We start from the raw sequence: 18,688 nt of genomic DNA on the forward strand, positions 1-18,688 counted from the left end.
TCCTCCTATCGGCGTTTCAGATACGTCGAGCGACCAACACGCCGACCCTGAATGCGCGAAACCCCGCTCGGTGGCGGGGTTTCGGTTGGTTTTGGTGCCGTCGTGACGACCGCGGTTAGCTCGGCGGCCGATTCGTTCGGCGGATCGGGGGGCTGCTCGAACGGTTGTGCGAGCGGCAGCGCTTCGATCACCGGTACCGCATCGAACAGCGTCACCTGCGAAATGCGATGCTGCTCGAGCAACCAGTGCTGTTCGGTCAGCAGATGCGTTTTCACGCTTCGCGCCGCGTGCAACGCGTACACTTCACAATCGAGTGCTTCGTTCCGCACGCCCGCCTTCAGTTGCCAGACTCGCTTGCCGCCAACGCGCCCCGGCACCTTCACCTCGGCCGTGACCTGCGCGAGGTAATCGGACCGCACGCCAGCGTACCAGTGCATCCGCCCCGGTCCGTCGCCGTCCAGCTTCAGCCGGTTCTCCAGGATCAAGTCTTTCGCCTTGCTGACGCCAACCATGAACGGCCGCAGCCCGTATTTCGCGGCCTTGCTGTTGTTACGCGTCGAGTCGATCGACGCCTTCGGCACGCTGAAAATCTCGGCCCCCGCGTCGGTACTGCCCTTGATTGCCATCACGTTCAGGCCGGCCCGTTGCGCGGCACGCACATACTTGTATACGGCGTCCGACGTCGAGCCGTCCGACGAGTCGATCGACGCCGCGCGGATCCGGGCAAGCCCGCCGGATTCGTGCCGGTACGCGTGCGTCAGCAGTTGAGTCAGTGCGCCCCATACGCCGCCGGTCAGCGGGTTCTCGCCCTGTTCCAGTACGTTGCCGTACAGCTCATCCCACAGCACCAGCCAGCTTTCTTCGCCCCGACCCCATGCACGGATGACGACCGCGATGCGGTCGCGCTGCACGTCGACGCCAATCGTGAGCAGCAGCCCGCGCGACGGCACGGTAAACGCCGCATACGACAGCGCCCGCTCAGCCAGCAAATCCAGCTCCGGCAGGTCCGACTTGTATTTGTACGGCCGGCCCATCGTGTTGTTCACGAACGAGCGCATCTTCGTATCGTCGCCTGCGCGCAGCGCCCGCTCGGCCGTCAGCCATTTCTTGACGAGCTCGCCCATGCGCGAGCCGGGAAACGGCGACACCAGCTCGTTCAGCCGAAAGCCGGCCACGCCGTAGAACGGTGCCGTCGCGACCCACCGGCCGCGCCGTACAGCACGGATGCGGGCGTTGTCGTCCCACAGGCTGCCGCAGTGCGGGCACGTGTAACGCGCGGTCTCCGGCTGCGCACGACCGAACACTTCGTGCTCGACTTCTGCACCCTCCGACCACGTCACGTTCTCCCACGCCAGTTCATGCTCTTCACCGCAGTCGGGGCACGGCACCAGATAGACCCGCTGATCCGATGACTCGAACGCCTGCTGGATCCGCGAGAATCCGTCGACCGTTGGCGTGCCGCCGAAAATCACCTTGCGGCGGCTGTCCGAATAGCTCTTGTTGCGCTCCTCCAGCAGCGTGATCGAGTCGCCCTGATCGCGCACGTTGGTGTTCGCGTCGTCCGGCTCTTCGACCGCGACGACCGGGGCCGGCGTCGATTTCACGTCGTCCGGCGCGTTCGACGTGATGAACTTCAGGAAGCCGCGCGGGAAGGTCTTGTGGTCCCACAGGTTGTTCTTGTCGCGGCCGGCGTGCACCGGAACCTTGGCCGCGAGGCGAGGCGTCACCTCGACCATCGGTTCGAACTTCTCCAGATTGAATTTCTTCGCCGCTTTTTCTTTCGCGAACATCACGATCATCGGGCACGGATCGACGTCGATGCGCCGGCCAATGTAATTCAGCAGCACGCCGTCGGTCCATGCGACCTGCGCCGACTTCATGCAAACGACTTTCTGCACACGAGGATCGTCGAGCGCCGCGTGCATGCCGAACACCCATGGCGTGATGTTCGGGTTATAGCGGCCGGGACTAGCCGTCGCCTTCGCACTCATGCGCCGGTACTGCCTCGCCCAATCCGTCGTGCCGATCCTCTCCGGCGGGCGCAGCAGCTGCGCGAGCCGGCGGATCACCGCGTGGACGGTCTGGATCGTATTGAGATAGCTGCTCAAGGCATCCATACATATGCTCGTTCAACCACTCGACGTCTACCTCGACGTCGTACAGTGCCCGCAGCTCCTGCACCAGCTTGTCGGGCAGCGCCAGCAGTTCCGTTTGAAATGCGCCGACCATCTGGCCGAACGCCTGTTCCAGCTGCGCGACGTTCACGAGCTGGCCTTTCTTCTCGGCCAGCGTCAGCAGCTTGATCTCCCGCTCGACGATCTCCGTCTTCGCGCGCTCGGCGACCAGATCGATGCCGGTGCCGCTCGCACGGCCCGCAGCCATCTCTCTCAGGTGCCGGATATACGCGATGCGGATCGCATCGAGCGTCGCTTCGCGGTAATCGAGCTGGACCTTGTCGACGAACCGCGAAACGGCCGACTGGTCGAGGTCGAGATGCTCGGCAATCTGTTGTTGGGTCGGCATGAATATGACCCCCTATGGAGATTCGACAGTAGAGAAAAAACGCGGGTCTGAGGCCCCGCATGTCGGGCTGCCTACAGGGGTCCCCGCCTGTTCAAAAAGTGGGCAGACCCACGCCCGTCTCGACGTCCATGATCGCCCTGTCACCGGGCCGGTCCATCGCCCACACGACACGATCCATCGCGTCGTCAAACACGAAACACCGCGCGGTGACGCGCCCCATGCTTCGATCCTCATCCCACGTCGACCAGACTTCGTTCAGCCCGACGCTCGTCGCCTCGATTCGAATTTCCGCGCCCCATGCAAAAAGCCCCGAGGCTTTAGCACCCGGGGCTTTGAGGTTTGACTTTCCAGCGGCGGACGCCGCCAACATTGTTTGCCACATCAAGACAGTCAACAAACTGTTCGTTTATTGCATTTCATACCAACTTATTCAGACGAAATTGTCTTGAAATCGCCAAATTCGCAACCTATAGTCATCCAGTCAAATAACAGATCGCCAATCTTTTACCGATAAGAATCAATCAAACTGACGTCGAAATAACAGCATGGAATTGTCTATGTCTAGGGAGCGCCACGGTGCTGGGGCGATCGTCAGTCGGACCTCATCGAACTGAGCGCCCTTGCTCAGGCGAGCCGAATTCTCACCGGGGAGAGAATTCGGCTCCTTAGCTCGTCCCCTGCTGGAGATTCAGATGTCAGATCTCGGTCAGAACGGTCTCAAGGACCTCGACCTCAATGCACTTCAAACCATCGGAAAATTCACGCTGAAAAATCAGGGTGGATTCGTCGCGAAAATGCAATACAACTACTACAACAAAACCGGAAAGCATCATAGCGACGGCAACGATGAAGGTATCGACCTGGGACAGAGCCAGACCGACGATCCCGGACGCTACGGCGTGAACGATGGTGACGTCGTTGTTCTCTACGTCGACGTTGTGTGGGGAAGTGACAACATCGCCAAACAGCAATTTATCTACCGCAAGGGCAATCCCAACATCGCGCACTACACGATCAGCGGTACCACGTTCGACAACGAACTGGGCTTGAACTGGGTAGGGTCGTAAAGCTTCACAACGCGGCCTCGCGTCGCAGATCTATCCCGCGTAAGTTGCATTTGCATCACGAAGTACGAAGTAAAAAGCCCTGAGCGCGTTCCGCACTCAGGGCTTCTGAATTCATTTCTTAGGGACGAACGCCCCCACACGACCTAACGGGCTCCACTATGTGTTCTTATGTCCCGAGAGGTTTGCACGACTAACGCGCGGTGCCAGCGAATATCCAGTACAGCCGTAAAGGATGTTCGAAGTTTACGCGATCCGCTCTTGGAATGGAAGACGTTTCATCCTCGCAATTGGCGACGCATTATGTCGGACACCGATCCATTCACGTGATCGAGCATCGCGTGCATGTCATGGAAGCGGCGAGACCAGTGCCGACGGTATTCATCGAGCGGCACACCGATCGCTTGCGCTCGCCCAGGTTCGTCGATCGGCCGCTTGCCTGAGCCAGCACAATCGGGGCAAATGTATCGGCCGTCTCGCCGAACGATGCCGCGACCTTCGCACCGTGCGCACTGATCGTTGATCCACTCATCAAGCACGCGCAACGCGAAGCGCTCGACGATATCCGCCTTTGCGCGCTCGACTTCGTACCCTGCCCGCTGATCGCGTCGTTCGTCACGCTTCCGACCCGTGAATCGACTGCGCTTGAAACGGCCCGACAAGCGGATCATCTGCGCAAAAAGCAACGTTGCCTTACGGATCGTCTCGGGCTTGGTCTCTTGGCCAGCCTTGATCCGAACCAGCAACCGACCGAGATCGTTCGCAAACGCGAGTGCGCCCAAAGTAACTTTCGGATCGGCAATCGGGTCGGTGAACTGACCACGAACGCTCATTGCTATGCCTGCCCGCTCCATCAAATCGATCATCATCCTCTCCGTATCGTCCTAACGTCTCAATGTCCCAAGGGAAAAGGCTTGCAGGGGTGCGCGCCTGCGACATGCGCGACATGCGCCCTCACGTCGCGCATGTCGCGCCCCCGCACCCGCGCCCGAGGCCGCGCTTTGGGACGTCGGGACATGGGACGTCCACGGCGCGCCAAAGCTGGCGCAGCGGCGCGCCGGCCATGCCGGCACAGCGCGCCAACGCGTTACAGGGGACTGTCGTCATCGCCCGCCGTAACCAGTTCGCGCTTGACTTCAGGCTCCTGCTCCTCGCGCACGTAGTACCAGCCACGCGAACCGGTCGATTCGCGCTTGCGCACCCAACCGAGCGACTTCAACGCCTTGCCGATACGGCGCTGCTCCGGCAGGGACCATTTCGACGTGTCGAGCTTCAGGACATCGGCGAGGATCTCTTCCATCGTTATGCGCGCAACGTGGTCGAGGGCCTTGGCGATCTTGTCTTCATACACGTCGCCTTCGTAGCGCTCGGCCTGCTCGATCTCGAACAGCGGACGCTCGTCCTCCGTGACATGCCACACGACGCCCGACCGGTACAGATGCACGGCCTCGGCCCACAGCTGGTCGCGCGCGGCGACGATGCCGTCAATATCGACCAGCCCCCCAACGCGCAACGGCCAGTAGCGGCGGTTGCCGGATTCGTCCTTCAGGTACGTGTCGAAGTTGACCGAGCCGGCGAACACGCACTGACGCGGCACATCGGTCGCCCGCTTGCCGTAGAAGTTGCGGAACCGATCAACGGCCGTCGCAAAGAAGCTCTTGACCGCCGACGAATCGGCCTTGTTCAGCGAATCCAGCTCGGCCAGCTCGATCACCCACTTGCCGGCCAGCACCGCGTACGTATCCTTGTTGCCGATCTGGATCGGCGTGTCGGTGAACCACGGAGCGCCTGCTAGCACCTTCAGCGCCGTCGATTTGCGGTGCCCCTGTTTGCCTTCGAGGATCAGCACGTTGTCGACCTTGCAGCCCGGCTCCATCACGCGCGCGACGGCCGCGATCATCCATTTCATGAACGCGAGCTGCACGTACTCGCTGTCGGCCACGCGCAGGTATGTCGACGGCATCGACCGCACGCGCCGCACGCCATCCCACTTGAGCCCTTCGAGGTATTCGCGGACCTCGTGGAAGTGGGTCGCGTCCGCCACCAGCAGCACCGCGTTCATCACGATGTCGGTGCGCACCGACAAGCCATACCGCTGCGACAACCACAACGCGCAGCGCTGATCGTCCATGTCTGTCCATTCGCCCGTGACGCCCTGCGGGAACGGCGGCGCTTTGCGCTTCATCACGCGCCCACCGAAGTCGTCCTGCTCGATCACGCCTTTCCACGCCTTGTGGTTCGACAGGATCATGTGCACATTGCCGAGCGTCGGGAGCAACGTGCCCTTGTCCGAGCGCGCAAGATCCTGCTCCCACGTGTGTGCGCCGTTCTCCGCTTCGTGGCCATCCCACTCAGGCTGTTCTGCGGCCGCGGACGTCGCGCGCGGTTTCGGTTGCGGCGTGTCCGCGGTCGACGGTGCGACCGTCGCCGGCCGGATGTCTTCGTTCGCTGGCGCGATGACGCGCAAGATCGCCGCTTGCACCTGCGCCGCGACGGATTCGAGACCGTCCTCGACGTGCAGGTCGTTGAAGTCCGTCAGCTTGCGCTCGCCGCGATTGGCGAATACCGGATAGACGACGCTCACGTCGGCGACCTCGGCTGCCGCCTCGTACGCACGTTTCAGGCCCGTGTTCTCGAACCGCTTACGGCGCACCGGCATCACATCGTTGCCGTAGCTCACCTCGACATACGGCACACCATTGTCATCACGACGGTGTGCAGCGGCGACCATGTACCACGTGTTCTTCGCCTCGACCCGCACCGGTTCCCCGCCGAACACCAACTCGCCGCGGAAAGCGAACTCCTCGGCCAGCCACTCGCGCATGCGCTGTTCGATCTTCCAGTCGTCGTCGGCGCAGATCAGTACGTGAACCTCGGGGTACGCAGCACGCAAGCGGCGCACGGCCGGCAAGATGCCGCCCGCATCGAAGCAAACATCGACCGCGAATGCCCGCTCGACCGCCATACGGATCGATCGTGCCGTCGCGTAGCCTTCGGCAACCATAACGATCTGATCGTCCGCCCCCACCACGCCGAGCAGGCACGACGCGCCCTTCTTTTCCATGCCCTTGTTGAAGCGCTTCGCTCCGTCTGGCGTGATTTTCTGTAGACCCACAAGGCGTGGTTCGTCACCGTACTGGTACATCGGCACGAATATCGTGCCGTCTGCATCAAAGCGCACGCCCTCAGCCGTGATCTGCTTTCGCTCCAGGTATGCGGATATGCCATGTTGGGACGCACGGCTCCACTGACTCTGCGCGCGGTTCGCGGCCAGCTTCGCCTGCCTGGCGTCGCGCTCAGCCTGCTCGCGCTCGGCGGCTTCCTGACGCCGACGTGTTTCCGCCAGCGTTTCCTCGCTCAACGGTGCGCCGCCCCATTCGAAACGTTCAGTGCCGGGGTCATCGCCCGAGAAGTGGCCGAACGTACCGCCGTAGCCGATCACGACTCCCTTGCTGACGACTTCTCGAAGCTGGTACCAGTATTTCTTGCGCGGTCCGTAGCGATGATGCTTGCCGTCCGCAATCGGGTGGCCGACGGGCAATTCTGGATGCCCCGCCGCCGCGAGCTGCGCCCGGATTTGATCTAACGACGACATTCAGCGATTCTCCTTTCCAGTTCACGTTGATGAAGAGTGGAGCGCCACGCCTTACGGCCAGCGCTGTAAACATCGGTTCCGATCGTCCTGCGTTGCGGCATCGAATGCCTGCGGCGCAGACCGCTGCTGACACTCTGCAAAGTCACTTTGCTCCTCCAATGCATCTGCCTCCGCAACTGCGCCTCAGCGCTTCACGGTGCTTCGCTTTGATATCGAGAAGAAATTCGGCGACGCCGGCGGCAATTTCAGAACTGGCGTGGCCCGTGAGATACGCGTCCGCAGCAGATCGGGCTTCGTTATGGCCGATCGCGCCCGTGAAAAGGGCCGTGCTTATATCAACGAGGGACATCCCGTCACACCGCCCGGGCGCGCGGACTACGCTCTGAACCGTCGCACTGCCCGAATGGTGAGGACATTCCATTCGCAACGCGTCGTCACCCCACACGTGAACGAGGCCCAAAACATCGTGGAAAGCAGCGAGCGCTTCTGCGCGCTCCATTGCTGCGAATTGGCGACCGACGCCGTTGGCCTCTAACGCTCCATACCAGCCTTTCCAGTATCCTTCTGCGACGAAAAGGAAAGTCTTTCGACTCAACCCATGATTGGAGTCGCTCATCGTGTCCTCGAACATTGAAAAATTTGATCTCCTAGTTGCGCAGCTGTTAGCCGATCTCTATGAGCGCTTCCCCATCGAGGCCGGTATTTCGGCAAGTAACTACGGCTTTGACGTCGATGGTTTGTTCGGTTCTGACGGGACCGTGGATCGGGATGTGATGGCAAAATTGGCCTTCTTCTGCAGCACCGTCAGATGGTTGAAGCGCGCGGGCTACGTCGACTATTCGAGCGAGGCAGATTCCGGCGCATTCGGTGCTGTCGTGCTCACTCCAAAGGCTTTGGAAATTCTCAAAGCCACGCCAGCTTCCCTTCAGGCCTCCCAGGCGCTCGGCGACTATCTCGTTGCCAGTGTCCGCAGCGGCGCGTCGGACGCCGTGAAGCAAGGCGTGACCGCAGCACTTACGGCCGGCACGTTGTTCTTGTGGAACACGCTGACCAAATAGTTCTGAAGCTTCTCGGCAACCAGATACGCGCACCATCATCATTTGCCGCGCAGCCGTCGCCATTCAGCCGACATGCGTTCGTCGAATGCGGAAAGCTCGCCTGCGCTGAGCTGGCCGACGATCTGATCGCGAAACGCATGACGTTCCGCCTTCGTCGGCATCGATGCGCATAGACGTGCAGCCGCCGCGTTGAACACGTCGAATCGACCTACGCGCTGCGATTCCGCGAGGAACACGACGATGCGATCTGGAAACGCCGACATCACGTCAGCGAGGATGCAACCGGCCTGTTCCGGCGCCGTATCAAATCGGTGCGCGAGCGCGGCGGTGGCGCAGGCCAGCTGCTGCGCATACCCGCAGCACAGCTCGGCCCGCTCGCGCGCGACGCGGCAGCACCCCATGCCCGGCTTGAATCGCTCCATCTCAGCGACGCCGGCGTTTAGCAGCGAGGGAGCGTGCCGCGTGGATCAACTTCTGGAACAGCCGCTGCCCCTTGCGGCCGGTCGCGATGATGTGCTCCGCCTCACGGTCATCGATGCGCTGATCTTCGAGCGCTCGCGTAACGTCATCCGCGACTCGCCCGACGTGTGCCTGAAGGTGCAGCGTGGTCGAGACGAGGTGCATCGTTTCGGGCTCGAGCGCTTCGTTCGCCCCATGGTCGTCAACACGCTCTGCGACGAGGCCAAAACGCGCATTGAGCGCGTGCAGCGCATCCAGCGCGTGGGCATTTGCCTCGGACTTTTCCTGCATCCACTCGACGAGCAGTTCGAACATCTCCATCGACAAGCGGCTGTCACCCACGCCGCGCAGTCGTAGACGCAATGATTCGGTGGTGACGTTCTTACCGCGTCGGACGGTCAGATAGTTCGCCGCATCGGCGACGCCGCCGGGCGTGTTGCGCACGGACGTGTAGAGCACGTCCAGCCATTCAGTACTGTCGTATCGGCAAGTCATAACGAAGATTGGTAGACGCTGGCTTTCATCCTGTCGCGGCGATCAGGACGCAACTATGATTTGGCTCGTAAGTTGCCTGGCGACTGCCGTCACGCGGCACGCGGGGGTTCACACGATCCGTCGCGTGAATCCAGAGACGCAAACAGGTCGGGACGCGCGAGTTTCAAGAACAGCAGGCGTGCGCGCGGAATGCCATTTCGTCGCCATTCCGACACCGACGGCATGCGAACCTGGCACAAGTAAGCGGTTGCCGCCGTCCCTCCGAAGGCATCGATTACGGCACACGCATATGGGTCTCGTTTCTCTTGCGTATTCATGCCGCAATGTTAGGCGCTCCTTACACGAAATGCAAGGCATTCCTAAAGCCCAATCAGTTAGGCTTTCCTAATGACGACACTAGCCGAACGCCTAGAAAAGGCCATGAAGTTGCCGCCCGAGAAAAAGGCGGCGGATTTGGCGCGAGCCTGCCGGGTGCGCGCCCCGTCGGTCAGCGACTGGCTGAGCGGCAAGACAAAAAAGATGGAGGGGGCGAATCTGCTGTTAGCTGCGGAGTTCCTGAACGTAGATCCATGGTGGTTGGCGACGGGCGAAGGACATATGGACCGCCGCCCCAACGCCCCTGCCCCCCAACGGCAGGAAACATTGGGCACGCATGCTCAGGCTCTCGTAGATGCGTTGACGAAGGCGGACAAGGTGGGAATGCCGGCGACAGCCTTCGCCGCCCTGCTCGAAACGCTTAAGGTGTTTGAAGATCTGCGCGGCCAGCAGCAACGCGATGATCTTCTCGATCTGAACGCCCCAGACCCGCAAAAGGGGTAAGGTTCCAGTCGAATAGCGCGGCCCGCCTGTGCGATCCCACCTGCCCCGAACGAACGCCTCGCCCTACGACCGGGCCACCGAGAAGTTCTACATCCCAATCGAAATCCTTTGTACCGTGCGGCCCGATAACCCGCACGAGCATGCCGATACGTGACCGGTTGAGACATCGACTGACGATCGCCACATCGCCCGGTTTGCAGCGCAGTTCTCCCGTTGCCATAACCCCGCAATAAGCTCCCTTCGGTAATATTTACGCCTAATACTGTATAAACATACAGTAAATCATCGGAAGAATTCAAGAGCTTTCATTATGATTTCGGAGGCCGCGATCCATTCCCGGGCCGACGGACGTCCGAACTCGCTCAAAAGTTAGGCATTCCTATTGCACAACCACAAAGGAGCGCCTAACATTCGTCTCCTGAACTGCCTCTTGGCAGACTTTTGGAGAAGCCCATGAAACTGTTCGACCATCATTCCGCCGCTCGCCGTGAATGGCTTCGCGACGAGCAAACGCCCCGCGTTACGCAATCCGAGCCAGCTCGCCAAAGCAACTTTGAAAAATCGCCGATCTTCCGCTGGACGGTCGTCGCCGCACTGCTGTTTGTCGCAGTGAACGTGTTCCAAGACGATCCGGTTGTCGCGCCAACGACCGCGTACCACGTCGACGTCTGACTGCCCCGACCTTGCCGGGGCAAGCGCCCCCGGCGTCATGGAGATGACCATGCCGCGCATTAAAGTCAAAACCAAACCACTTTTCGACGTCAAGCGCCGCGATACCCTTTCATTGCGCACGGTGTTTCGTTACGACCCGGACGCAAAGCTTCCGACAAGTCCGATTTTGGTCGGCAAGCACGTCGTTGGCCGACACCCCCTGCCCGATGGGCTGTACACCGAGTATTTGATCTTCGACGGCAACGAGATCGCCGCCAAGCAGATCTCTATTCCGAGCGAAGGCGACTGCGAGACCGCGATCAAGCGCCTGCGGGACGCGAAACGCGCCCTCGAAGCCGCGACGACACACGTCATTGCGCGCGCAAAGAAGCCGCGCAGGCCCCGCGCGATGACGATTCGGGAGGTCGCGTGATGACGATGACTGCGGATTCCGAGCAGCGTTCGAATCCGTTCGTCGACATGACGGCGGCGCAACGCGCTGAACTGACCATTCGCATCCTCGACGTGTTCAAGCGGCTGGATCGCGCGATGACGTCCGAAGAGGTGTGCAGGTCGCACTTCTCCGATTTGGCCGGCGTAGCCGCCCAGCACATCGACAAGCTCGCCCGAGGTGGCTTACTGCGTCGACAACCGCGCCCGCATGATCTGCGTTTCGTGTACTGGCTTGCCGGCTCGGACGCCGCTCCTCCGCTCGCAATTCCCTGCAAGCAGGCAGACGGCACGTACACCACCGGCGCGGCCGACAGCTTCAGACCGCGGCGCACGGCTCATGCGGAAGTGGCAACCGGCTCGATGCACACTCGACCGGCGTTCCATCCGATTGTCACTCGCGATGGGCGCAACCACGTTGCCGTGTCGTTCCCCCACCTGTATCCGCTGGAGATCACACCCGACACGTTGCAGGATTCGGCCGCTCACGCGCTGCGCTACCTCCGACTGTTCCGGCAGAGCATCGACCTCGAAGTCGCACGCCTCGAAACGCTCGTTCAGCGACGGAGGGCCGCGTGATGGACGTTGGCACACAGCAACTCGACCTGACCGCGCCGATCGCGACCGGAAACATCAAAGCGGCTGCAGCTGCAGCCGGTGCAACGTCGGCCGATCTCTGGATGGTCCCGTACGACCACCTTCACTACGACCCGGCGGACAACATTCGCCCTGTCGATCCTGAATGGGTCGCGCACCTGACCGCCCTGATCCTCGCCAATGGATACGACAAGGGCTCCCCGCTGCATTGCTATGCGCGGAAGGTCGACGGTAAAGATCTGCTGTTCGTGTACAAGGGCCAGCACCGCTACCTCGCGGCCGGCAAGGCGATCGAGGCCGGCGCGAAGCTGGAGAAAATCCCCGTCGTCGTTCGCGAAGCCAAGACGGTCAATCGCGCCGAAATGGTGATTGACGGCGTCGTCAGCAACGAAGGCATGCGGTCATCGCTTCTCGATTTGGCCGCGGCCATCGCAGAGTTGCGCGACATTCATGGCATGACGATCGCGACGATCTGCAGGCGTCTGAACATCACCGATCAAACAGTTCGAGATGTTGCCCTGCTTGAACGTGCGCCAGCAGAACTGCATCAGATGGTTCGCGACGGCAAGGTCGCAGGCACGCTGGCGATCGAACAGATCCGCGAGCACGGAGCAGAGAACGCGCTGGATCGGCTGCAGAAGGGTGCGGCGAAGGCAGCCGCGAGCGGCAAAGTTCGCGTGACGAAAAAGCATCTCACGGCGGCAACAGCGCGACCGAAGATCAGCGAGCAGCAGTCAAAGCGACTTTTGCAGGCGCTGCAGTCAGTCCTGCACGACCCGTGTTTCGGGAAGCTCTCTCCCGGCACCATCGAAGGGGTCCATCGCGCGCTAACCGGCATGGAGGATCTGCTCGATCTGCCGAAGCACGCGGAAAAACATCCCGTTCATAGGCCGAACGCCAACGGGGTATTTGAGGACTGCGAGAAGCTTCACGCTCCCAAGGCCACAGGCTCCGGCCTGGTCCCCGCCAGCATCTACATCGCACATGCAGAACCAGGTGCGTGGATCTATTCGTTCGAGATGAATATCGCACCAACCTACGGTTTCGGCGACCACCTCCCCTCGATGCGGGAAACACCGGCGATTCTTCCGACGCGCGTACAAGCCATTCGCGCGGCCGTGGCTGACGTAACTAGGCTGATGCATCACTCCGAGCGCGCAAAATCGAAGGCAGCGGCATCCGTCAACAAATGGCTCGACAAGCTGTACACAATGCCCGACCCGGATTGGACGGCCGAAATGGCGAAGGAGGCAAGCAAATGACCTCGCGCCCGGCCACTTCTATCCCACGTCCGCTGCCGCGAAAGCGGAATCACGCGAAAAAGCGCCCGGCTATCGTGCTGGCGAGCGTCAATGGCACATCGACGCGATTGGACAGTGGCGGGCTATCGCCCACCACTGAAGTCCAGAAAAACGAAGCGCCGCTCGCGCGGCGCAAATCTATCCAGACAAACGATGCACTGGCGGATGCTGCATCGAACGGTGGTGCGAATGAGTGAACTTGAACTGCTTGAGCGCTTTGTGCAGGAACTGGACAAGCGGATCAAACCAACGATACCGCTGGAAGTTGCTTTGTGGTCCACCAAGGAAATCGGCGAATATCTCCAGCGGCCGGCACAGGTGGTACGCGAACGAATCGTTACTCTCCCCGGTTTTCCGGAAGCGATACGCCTCCCTAACGGGGCCGGTGGCCGCTGCTTTCCCCGCTGGAAAGCGGCCGAGGTCATCGCCTGGGTCGAATCGCATCAAGGGGGTATCCGCGCGCGCGGTGGACGACCGCGCAAGTCCGACTAACCGATCCGCACTGCGATGTCCGCGGCTGTCTCGTTGTAATAGGTCAGAAGTTCATTCAGGTTCGTATGGCCCGTCATGCGAGCGAGGTCTAACGGCTGCAGTTTCTTTGCCAGACGAGTAATCGCTTCATGGCGAGTGTCGTGGAACGTCAGTCGCTCTTTCGGAGGCACCTTCGGGAACGCTTTATCCCGAGCCTTTCGAAAGAGCGCATCGCGACTTTTGTCCGTCAGTCCGAACAAAGGCATCCCATCCTCAACCTTCGGAAGCATATCGAGCAACTCGATCGCGCGCGTCGACAGCGGGACGCTGCGCGCGCTACCGTTTTTCGTCAGCGGCAAGTGAGCTACACGACGCTCGCGATCTACCGTATGTTTCGTCAGACCGATGATCTCGCCCGAGCGCATCGCCGTCTCGATCGCGAATAGGAACGCCACTGCGACGCGCTGCGACGCGTATTGCACGGGCATCCCTTCTTGAAACCCGAGCGCGAGAGTAACGGCTTCAATTTCAGATTGAGGGATTAGTCGCTCGCGGGCCGGCCCCGGAGACGGACGCTTCACGTCCTTCATGGGGGCTGAGGCAAGCCAGCCCCATTCCTTGCGAGCAGTATCGAGCGCGTGGGAAAGCAGCGTCATTTCGCGATTCACGCTCGCTGGCGATACTTCCTTCAATCGCGCGTCGCGCCAAGCGGCAATATGTGCGGGCTTCAAATCTGCCAGGCGAATCTCGGAGAACGGCCGACCGTCGATCCGCTTCCGCCCTATCAGGCCGAGACGAAGGCGCTCCCAGCGTTCACCGCGTTTCGTCGAGCTGACCTTGTCACGGTATTCCGCAAGTACATCGCCGACCGTATGGGTCTTGCTGCCCTGCCCGGTCGCGATCGACCTCAATTCCGTTTCGCGCTTGAGCGCCCATGCCTGCGCTTCGGCCTTCGTGTCTCGAACCGCCGAATCGCGCACGCCCTTGACGTAGACTTCTGCGCGCCAACCGCCACTGGCCACCTTTCGGAAGGACGCCATGCGTAACCCCTTGCGTAATTTCTGCGTAGTGGGGCGTAGTTTAGCGCGTTTTCGTATGGTGTTTTGAGGGGGACAAGCCGCACCGCGAATTCACTTAAGTCATTGAAAATACGAGACTTGTGGTGCGGTTTGGCGTCGTGCGCAGATGTTTGATGGTGCGTGAGGCCGGACTCGAACCGGCACACCCTTGCGGGCGTCAGGACCTAAACCTGGTGCGTCTACCAATTTCGCCACTCACGCGCATTCCGTCGCCTGACCGCGCGGCACGCAAGATGCGTGCTCCACGCGCCCGGGACTTCACGCCGGCCCGAAAACCGGCACGCCCGATCAGGCGAGCGCGAGATTCTACCCGATCCCTGCGGTCTTGTCTCGCCCTGCCGGCGCCCGTCGTGCCGCGGTGCTAGAATGCCGCGCTCGACGTTTCGGCAACGCGCCGCCGCGCGTCCCCCGAACCCGCCCCACCCGATTCAGCCCGTGAACTTCGACGACTACTGTCAGCAAAAGGCCGCCCCCGCAGGCTCCAGCGTCTACTACGCGCTGCGCCGCGAACTCGAGGAAACCGTCAAGGAAACCAGCGATCCGACGGTCGGCCACACGAAGCTCGCCTGGTGGCACAAGGAACTCGCGGCACTGGCCGACGGGCAGCCGTCGCACCCCGTCACGAAGGCGCTCGCGCAGCATCACCCGGCGATCGCCGCCGAAGCCGATGCGTTGCGCACGCTCGTCAACGGTTACGGGATGGATCTCGAACAGGCGCGCTACCTCGACTTCGCGAACCTGCAGCGCTATATCGCGCAGGTCGGCGGCACCTTCGCGTCGCTGGTCGCGCGCGCCAGTTCGGCGAATCCGGCCGCACCGCAACCGTGGGCCGCGGACGTCGGCCGCGCGCTGATGCTCGCGCAATTCGTGCAGGAGCTCGGCAACGACGCGCGCCACGGCCGTATCTATCTGCCGATCGACGAACTGCAGCGCTACAACGTAACCGCGGCCGATCTGCTGAACCGCCGCTACAGCCCGGCCTTCACCGAATTGCTGCAATTCCAGACGACCCGTGCGCGCGACGCGCTCGCGGCGGCCGATGCGGCGATCCCCGCCGCCGAACGCCGCGCGCAACGCACGCTGCGCGCGCAGATCGCGCTGGCCGGCGCGCTGCTCGACGAAATCGCGCGCGACGGCTACCAGGTGCTGCACCAGCGCATCGCGCTGACGCCGATCCGCAAGCTGTGGATCGCGTGGCGCGCCGCGCGCCGCCGCTGAGCGGCGCGCCTCACGCCTTCAGCAGCGGCAGCGTGTCGAAGCGCTGCTGCAGCACGCGCGTCGCATCGAGCCCCCACCAGGACCCAAGCACGGTGGCGTAAAGCTGGCGGAAATCGACCGCGACCGGCAGGTTGCCGTTGCCGTCGAGCCGCCCGAGCGCCGGCGGCGCGCCGTACAGCCCGCCGGCGACGCGGCCGCCCATCACGAAGTGCGGCGCGGCCGTGCCATGATCGGTGCCGTTGCTCTGGTTCTCGCGCACGCGCCGCCCGAACTCCGCATACGTCATCACGAGCGTCTCGTTCCAGCGCCCGAGTTCGATCAACGCGGCGCGCATCGCGCTCATCCCTTCCGCGAACTGCTTGAGCAGCGCGGCGTGCTGCGCCGGCTGGTTCTGGTGCGTGTCGAAGCCGTTGAGCGTCAGGCGCAGCACCGCGACACCGTCCTGCACGCCGGGCCCCGACGCTTCGCACGCGGCCAGCACCTGCATCGCGGTCTTGACCGACGTGCCGAATGCGCCGGCCGGAAAGGTCGTCCTGAATTCACGCATCCCGCCGCGCGGGCGCAGCCGGTCGGCCGCTTTCACGATGTCGTTCTCGACGTCGATGATGTGCGCGAGCGCCGGGTTCTGCTCGCGCAGCGACGACGGCTCGGCGAGCCGGGCCGCACGGATGAACTGCGCGGGATTGACGAGTGCGATCGCGCGCGCGCCGTTCGACAACGGCCCCATCTCGGCGCTCCCGAGCACGACGCCGTCCGCCGCGAAACCGGGCGGCACGGGCGCCTGCGCGAACGTGCGCGTGAGCCAGCCTTCGTGCAGGTACTGATCCGAGCGCGACGCGGTATCCCAGATCTCGATCGAGCGGAAATGCGACAGGTTCGGCTGCGGATAGCCGACGCCCTGCACGACCGCGACTTGACCGTCGCGCCAAAGCGGCATCAGCGGCGCGAGCGACGGATGCAGCCCCGTCTGCGCGTCGAGCTGCAGCACCTGGTCGCGCTTGATGCCGATGCTGCGCCGGCACTGGTAGTACAGCGGATCCGCGTACGGCACGACCGTATTGAGGCCGTCGTTGCCGCCCTTGAGCTCGACGAGAATCAGCACGTTCGCATACCCGGTCGCCGGCTTTCGCCCTGCCTGCGTCGCGCCAGCCGCCGTCGCGGGCGCCTGCCACATCGACACGCCGGCGGCGGCCGCGGCACCGGTCAGCGTCAGAAAATCACGTCGGTTCATCGCACATCCTTTGGTTCGCCGCCCTGCATCTTTGCGCGGCGGCTGCCCGCTTCGTCATCGTTCGCATCATTTCAGTTGATAGGCCGGATCCATCAGCAGCGCCTCGAGATACGCGCTGCCGGTCGAATCCGTGTCGATCGCGGCGACCGGAGAAAGCTGCAGCACCGCATGCTGCAACTGCAGCTCGGTCGACAATCCCGCGATCGCCTGCGGCCGCGCACGATACTGGGCCAGCCAGCGCTCGAGATCGAACCGCAGGCCGCCGCGCGCCGGCTTCGGTGGCGTGCCGCGCATGCCGGCCGACGCCGCGTCGGCCACCGGCATCGCCTGTGCCCGCGCGTTCGGCGGCGTCGGGACCGCACGGGCCGGCGGCCGCATGCCGGCCGTCTCGGTCGCGCGGAACAGTTGCTCGACGAACTGCTTGCGCGACAGCAGCGTGGTGCTGTTGATCCACAGCGCGCCGCCCGGCCAGCCCTTCACGTTCGGCGGATAGAACAGGTTCTGCCCGAGCGTGCGCACGGTGTTCGCGAGCATCAGCGGATCGCCGTACGCGACGTCGAACAGCCGCACCGAGCCGACGACGAATTCCACCGGCGACTTGACGAGCACGCCGCGGTTGCGCGGATCCCAGAACGCGTCGGTTGACCACAGCGCGGCGAGCGCCGCGCGAACGTCGTAGCCGCTCGCGCGAAACCGGTCGGCCACCGCATCGAGCGCACCCGGCTCCGGCGTATCGGACACGAACTCGCGCCACAGCTTGCCGGCGATGAAGCGCGCGGTGTCCGGCCGCTTCAGCAGGATGTCGAGAAAGCCGTCGCCGTCGAACGGCCCGGTTTCGCCGAGGATCGTCTTGTCGCCGGCATCGTGCCAGTCGGGCCGCACCGCGAAGCGCAGCGTGTCGGGATCGACCGTCCAGCCCGTCATCGCGCGCGCGGCTTCGGTCACGTCGTGTTGCGTGTAGTGCCCTTCGCCGAGCGTGAACAGCTCCATCACCTCGCGCGCGAAATTCTCGTTCGGCCGCCCCTTGCGATTGCTCGCGCCGTCGAGATACTGCAGCATCGCCGGATCCTTCGCGACCGCGTGCAGCAGCGTGCCGAAATTGCCGAGCGCCTCGCGGCGAAACAGCGCGTTCTGCGCGGCCATCGTCTGCGGGTAAGGCACCTTGTCCTGCCCCGACGTGAAGTGCCCGTGCCAGAACAGCGTCATGCGCTCGGTGAGCGGCGACGGCGTCGCGACCATTTCGTTGATCCAGGCCGCCCGCAACGCATCGTAGCGGCGATTGCGCTCGCGCTGCTCGTCGCGCCGCATGTCGAGCGTGAGCGCTTGGCGCTGCGCGCGCGTCGGCGGCGGCTCGGCGAGCCAGTCGGGCCACGTCGTGACGGGCTCGCGCCGCGCATCGCCGAGCGTGTCGGCCACGACCTGCGCGCGCGTCATGCCGACGATGCGCGCGACCTCGGCGGGTGTGGGAGAGAAACCGGTGCGGCTGAGGAAAAACAGCGCGTCGTCGGCATCGAGCGGCGACTGCATGGCAGGCGACGGCGCCGGTGCGGCAGCGTTCGCTTTCATCGTCATGGACTCCCGGAACGCACCGGCGGTGCGGATGCCCGTACAACGGCATTCGGCGGCCGAAAGTTGACGGAAAAAGTGCTACGAATTCTTTCCGCGCGGGCATTTCCG

At 62.9% G+C, this 18,688-nt stretch carries 21 protein-coding genes and 1 tRNA gene; 10 read left to right on the top strand and 12 right to left on the bottom strand.

The window, feature by feature from the left end; all coding sequences use genetic code 11:
• Window positions 1–5: 5 nt before the first annotated feature.
• From CFB35_RS09900 to CFB35_RS35665, 3 genes are all read right to left on the bottom strand, one after another.
• Window positions 6–2,069, bottom strand: a complete 2,064-nt coding sequence (locus tag CFB35_RS09900; protein ID WP_373453006.1) for a phage terminase large subunit family protein — start codon at window positions 2,067–2,069, stop codon at window positions 6–8.
• Complete coding sequence (locus CFB35_RS09905) at window positions 1,969–2,523, bottom strand: MarR family transcriptional regulator (RefSeq protein WP_179231723.1); 555 nt, start codon at window positions 2,521–2,523, stop codon at window positions 1,969–1,971. Before CFB35_RS09905 ends, CFB35_RS09900 begins: the two co-directional genes overlap by 101 nt.
• 91 nt (window positions 2,524–2,614) lie before the next feature.
• Window positions 2,615–2,917, bottom strand: coding sequence for a hypothetical protein (locus CFB35_RS35665; protein WP_373453003.1), 303 nt, complete (start codon window positions 2,915–2,917; stop codon window positions 2,615–2,617).
• 298 nt (window positions 2,918–3,215) lie between these two features.
• Here CFB35_RS35665 and CFB35_RS09915 point away from each other — a divergent pair, with 298 nt between their 5' ends.
• A complete protein-coding gene (locus CFB35_RS09915; protein ID WP_089464888.1) occupies window positions 3,216–3,590 on the top strand; it encodes a hypothetical protein in 375 nt (124 codons plus the stop codon).
• A gap of 275 nt (window positions 3,591–3,865) precedes the next feature.
• On the opposite strand, the gene CFB35_RS09920 is transcribed toward CFB35_RS09915, so the two are convergent.
• From CFB35_RS09920 to CFB35_RS34235, 3 genes are all read right to left on the bottom strand, one after another.
• Window positions 3,866–4,453 (bottom strand): hypothetical protein, encoded by a 588-nt coding sequence (locus CFB35_RS09920; RefSeq protein WP_089464995.1) that lies wholly within the window; start codon window positions 4,451–4,453, stop codon window positions 3,866–3,868.
• 221 nt (window positions 4,454–4,674) lie between these two features.
• The gene (locus tag CFB35_RS09925) at window positions 4,675–7,182 is read right to left on the bottom strand and encodes a VapE domain-containing protein (protein WP_089464889.1); all 2,508 of its coding nucleotides are present in this window, start codon (window positions 7,180–7,182) and stop codon (window positions 4,675–4,677) included.
• A 142-nt stretch (window positions 7,183–7,324) separates the two neighbouring features.
• A complete protein-coding gene (locus CFB35_RS34235; protein WP_143328709.1) occupies window positions 7,325–7,798 on the bottom strand; it encodes a hypothetical protein in 474 nt (157 codons plus the stop codon).
• Between the two features lies 1 nt (window position 7,799).
• Between CFB35_RS34235 and CFB35_RS09935 the strand changes: the two genes are divergently transcribed.
• On the top strand, window positions 7,800–8,240 hold the full coding sequence (locus tag CFB35_RS09935; RefSeq protein ID WP_089464996.1) for a hypothetical protein: 441 nt from the start codon (window positions 7,800–7,802) through the stop codon (window positions 8,238–8,240).
• 38 nt (window positions 8,241–8,278) lie between these two features.
• On the opposite strand, the gene CFB35_RS09940 is transcribed toward CFB35_RS09935, so the two are convergent.
• Both CFB35_RS09940 and CFB35_RS09945 read right to left on the bottom strand, forming a co-directional pair.
• Entirely contained in the window at window positions 8,279–8,662 is a 384-nt protein-coding gene (locus CFB35_RS09940; RefSeq protein WP_040144424.1) for a hypothetical protein, read from the bottom strand.
• 1 nt (window position 8,663) lies between these two features.
• The gene (locus CFB35_RS09945; protein ID WP_040144425.1) at window positions 8,664–9,194 is read right to left on the bottom strand and encodes a phage regulatory CII family protein; all 531 of its coding nucleotides are present in this window, start codon (window positions 9,192–9,194) and stop codon (window positions 8,664–8,666) included.
• 387 nt (window positions 9,195–9,581) lie between these two features.
• Here CFB35_RS09945 and CFB35_RS09955 point away from each other — a divergent pair, with 387 nt between their 5' ends.
• The 7 genes from CFB35_RS09955 (at window position 9,582) to CFB35_RS09985 (ending at window position 13,504) form a co-directional block, all read left to right on the top strand.
• Entirely contained in the window at window positions 9,582–10,013 is a 432-nt protein-coding gene (locus CFB35_RS09955; RefSeq protein WP_040144426.1) for a transcriptional regulator, read from the top strand.
• A 453-nt stretch (window positions 10,014–10,466) separates the two neighbouring features.
• Window positions 10,467–10,685, top strand: coding sequence for a hypothetical protein (locus tag CFB35_RS09960; RefSeq protein WP_040144427.1), 219 nt, complete (start codon window positions 10,467–10,469; stop codon window positions 10,683–10,685).
• Between the two features lie 49 nt (window positions 10,686–10,734).
• Window positions 10,735–11,097 (top strand): beta-hexosaminidase, encoded by a 363-nt coding sequence (locus CFB35_RS09965; RefSeq protein ID WP_089464997.1) that lies wholly within the window; start codon window positions 10,735–10,737, stop codon window positions 11,095–11,097.
• Window positions 11,097–11,693: a hypothetical protein gene (locus CFB35_RS09970; protein ID WP_179231724.1), complete on the top strand. Its 597-nt coding sequence runs from the start codon at window positions 11,097–11,099 to the stop codon at window positions 11,691–11,693. Before CFB35_RS09965 ends, CFB35_RS09970 begins: the two co-directional genes overlap by 1 nt.
• A complete protein-coding gene (locus CFB35_RS09975; protein ID WP_089464892.1) occupies window positions 11,693–12,973 on the top strand; it encodes a pyridoxal phosphate biosynthetic protein PdxJ in 1,281 nt (426 codons plus the stop codon). The genes CFB35_RS09970 and CFB35_RS09975 overlap by 1 nt, the downstream gene beginning before the upstream one ends.
• Complete coding sequence (locus CFB35_RS09980; protein WP_179231725.1) at window positions 12,970–13,209, top strand: hypothetical protein; 240 nt, start codon at window positions 12,970–12,972, stop codon at window positions 13,207–13,209. The genes CFB35_RS09975 and CFB35_RS09980 overlap by 4 nt, the downstream gene beginning before the upstream one ends.
• Window positions 13,202–13,504: a hypothetical protein gene (locus tag CFB35_RS09985; protein ID WP_040144429.1), complete on the top strand. Its 303-nt coding sequence runs from the start codon at window positions 13,202–13,204 to the stop codon at window positions 13,502–13,504. Before CFB35_RS09980 ends, CFB35_RS09985 begins: the two co-directional genes overlap by 8 nt.
• Here the strand turns inward: CFB35_RS09985 and CFB35_RS09990 are convergent.
• On the bottom strand, window positions 13,501–14,523 hold the full coding sequence (locus tag CFB35_RS09990) for a site-specific integrase (RefSeq protein ID WP_040144430.1): 1,023 nt from the start codon (window positions 14,521–14,523) through the stop codon (window positions 13,501–13,503). The genes CFB35_RS09985 and CFB35_RS09990 overlap by 4 nt on opposite strands.
• 153 nt (window positions 14,524–14,676) lie before the next feature.
• Window positions 14,677–14,763: transfer RNA gene (locus CFB35_RS09995), tRNA-Leu, on the bottom strand.
• Between the two features lie 234 nt (window positions 14,764–14,997).
• On the opposite strand from CFB35_RS09995, the gene hpnD reads away from it, so the two are divergent.
• On the top strand, window positions 14,998–15,780 hold the full coding sequence (hpnD, locus tag CFB35_RS10000) for a presqualene diphosphate synthase HpnD (RefSeq protein ID WP_089464893.1): 783 nt from the start codon (window positions 14,998–15,000) through the stop codon (window positions 15,778–15,780).
• Between the two features lie 10 nt (window positions 15,781–15,790).
• Here the strand turns inward: hpnD and CFB35_RS10005 are convergent, their stop codons facing one another.
• The gene (locus tag CFB35_RS10005) at window positions 15,791–17,011 is read right to left on the bottom strand and encodes a DUF1501 domain-containing protein (RefSeq protein ID WP_089464894.1); all 1,221 of its coding nucleotides are present in this window, start codon (window positions 17,009–17,011) and stop codon (window positions 15,791–15,793) included.
• Between the two features lie 66 nt (window positions 17,012–17,077).
• Complete coding sequence (locus tag CFB35_RS10010) at window positions 17,078–18,577, bottom strand: DUF1800 family protein (protein ID WP_089464999.1); 1,500 nt, start codon at window positions 18,575–18,577, stop codon at window positions 17,078–17,080.
• Window positions 18,578–18,688: the final 111 nt, after the last annotated feature.

Source organism: Burkholderia sp. AU16482 (assembly GCF_002223285.1).
In the GTDB taxonomy this organism is placed as follows: Bacteria; Pseudomonadota; Gammaproteobacteria; order Burkholderiales; family Burkholderiaceae; genus Burkholderia; species Burkholderia semiarida.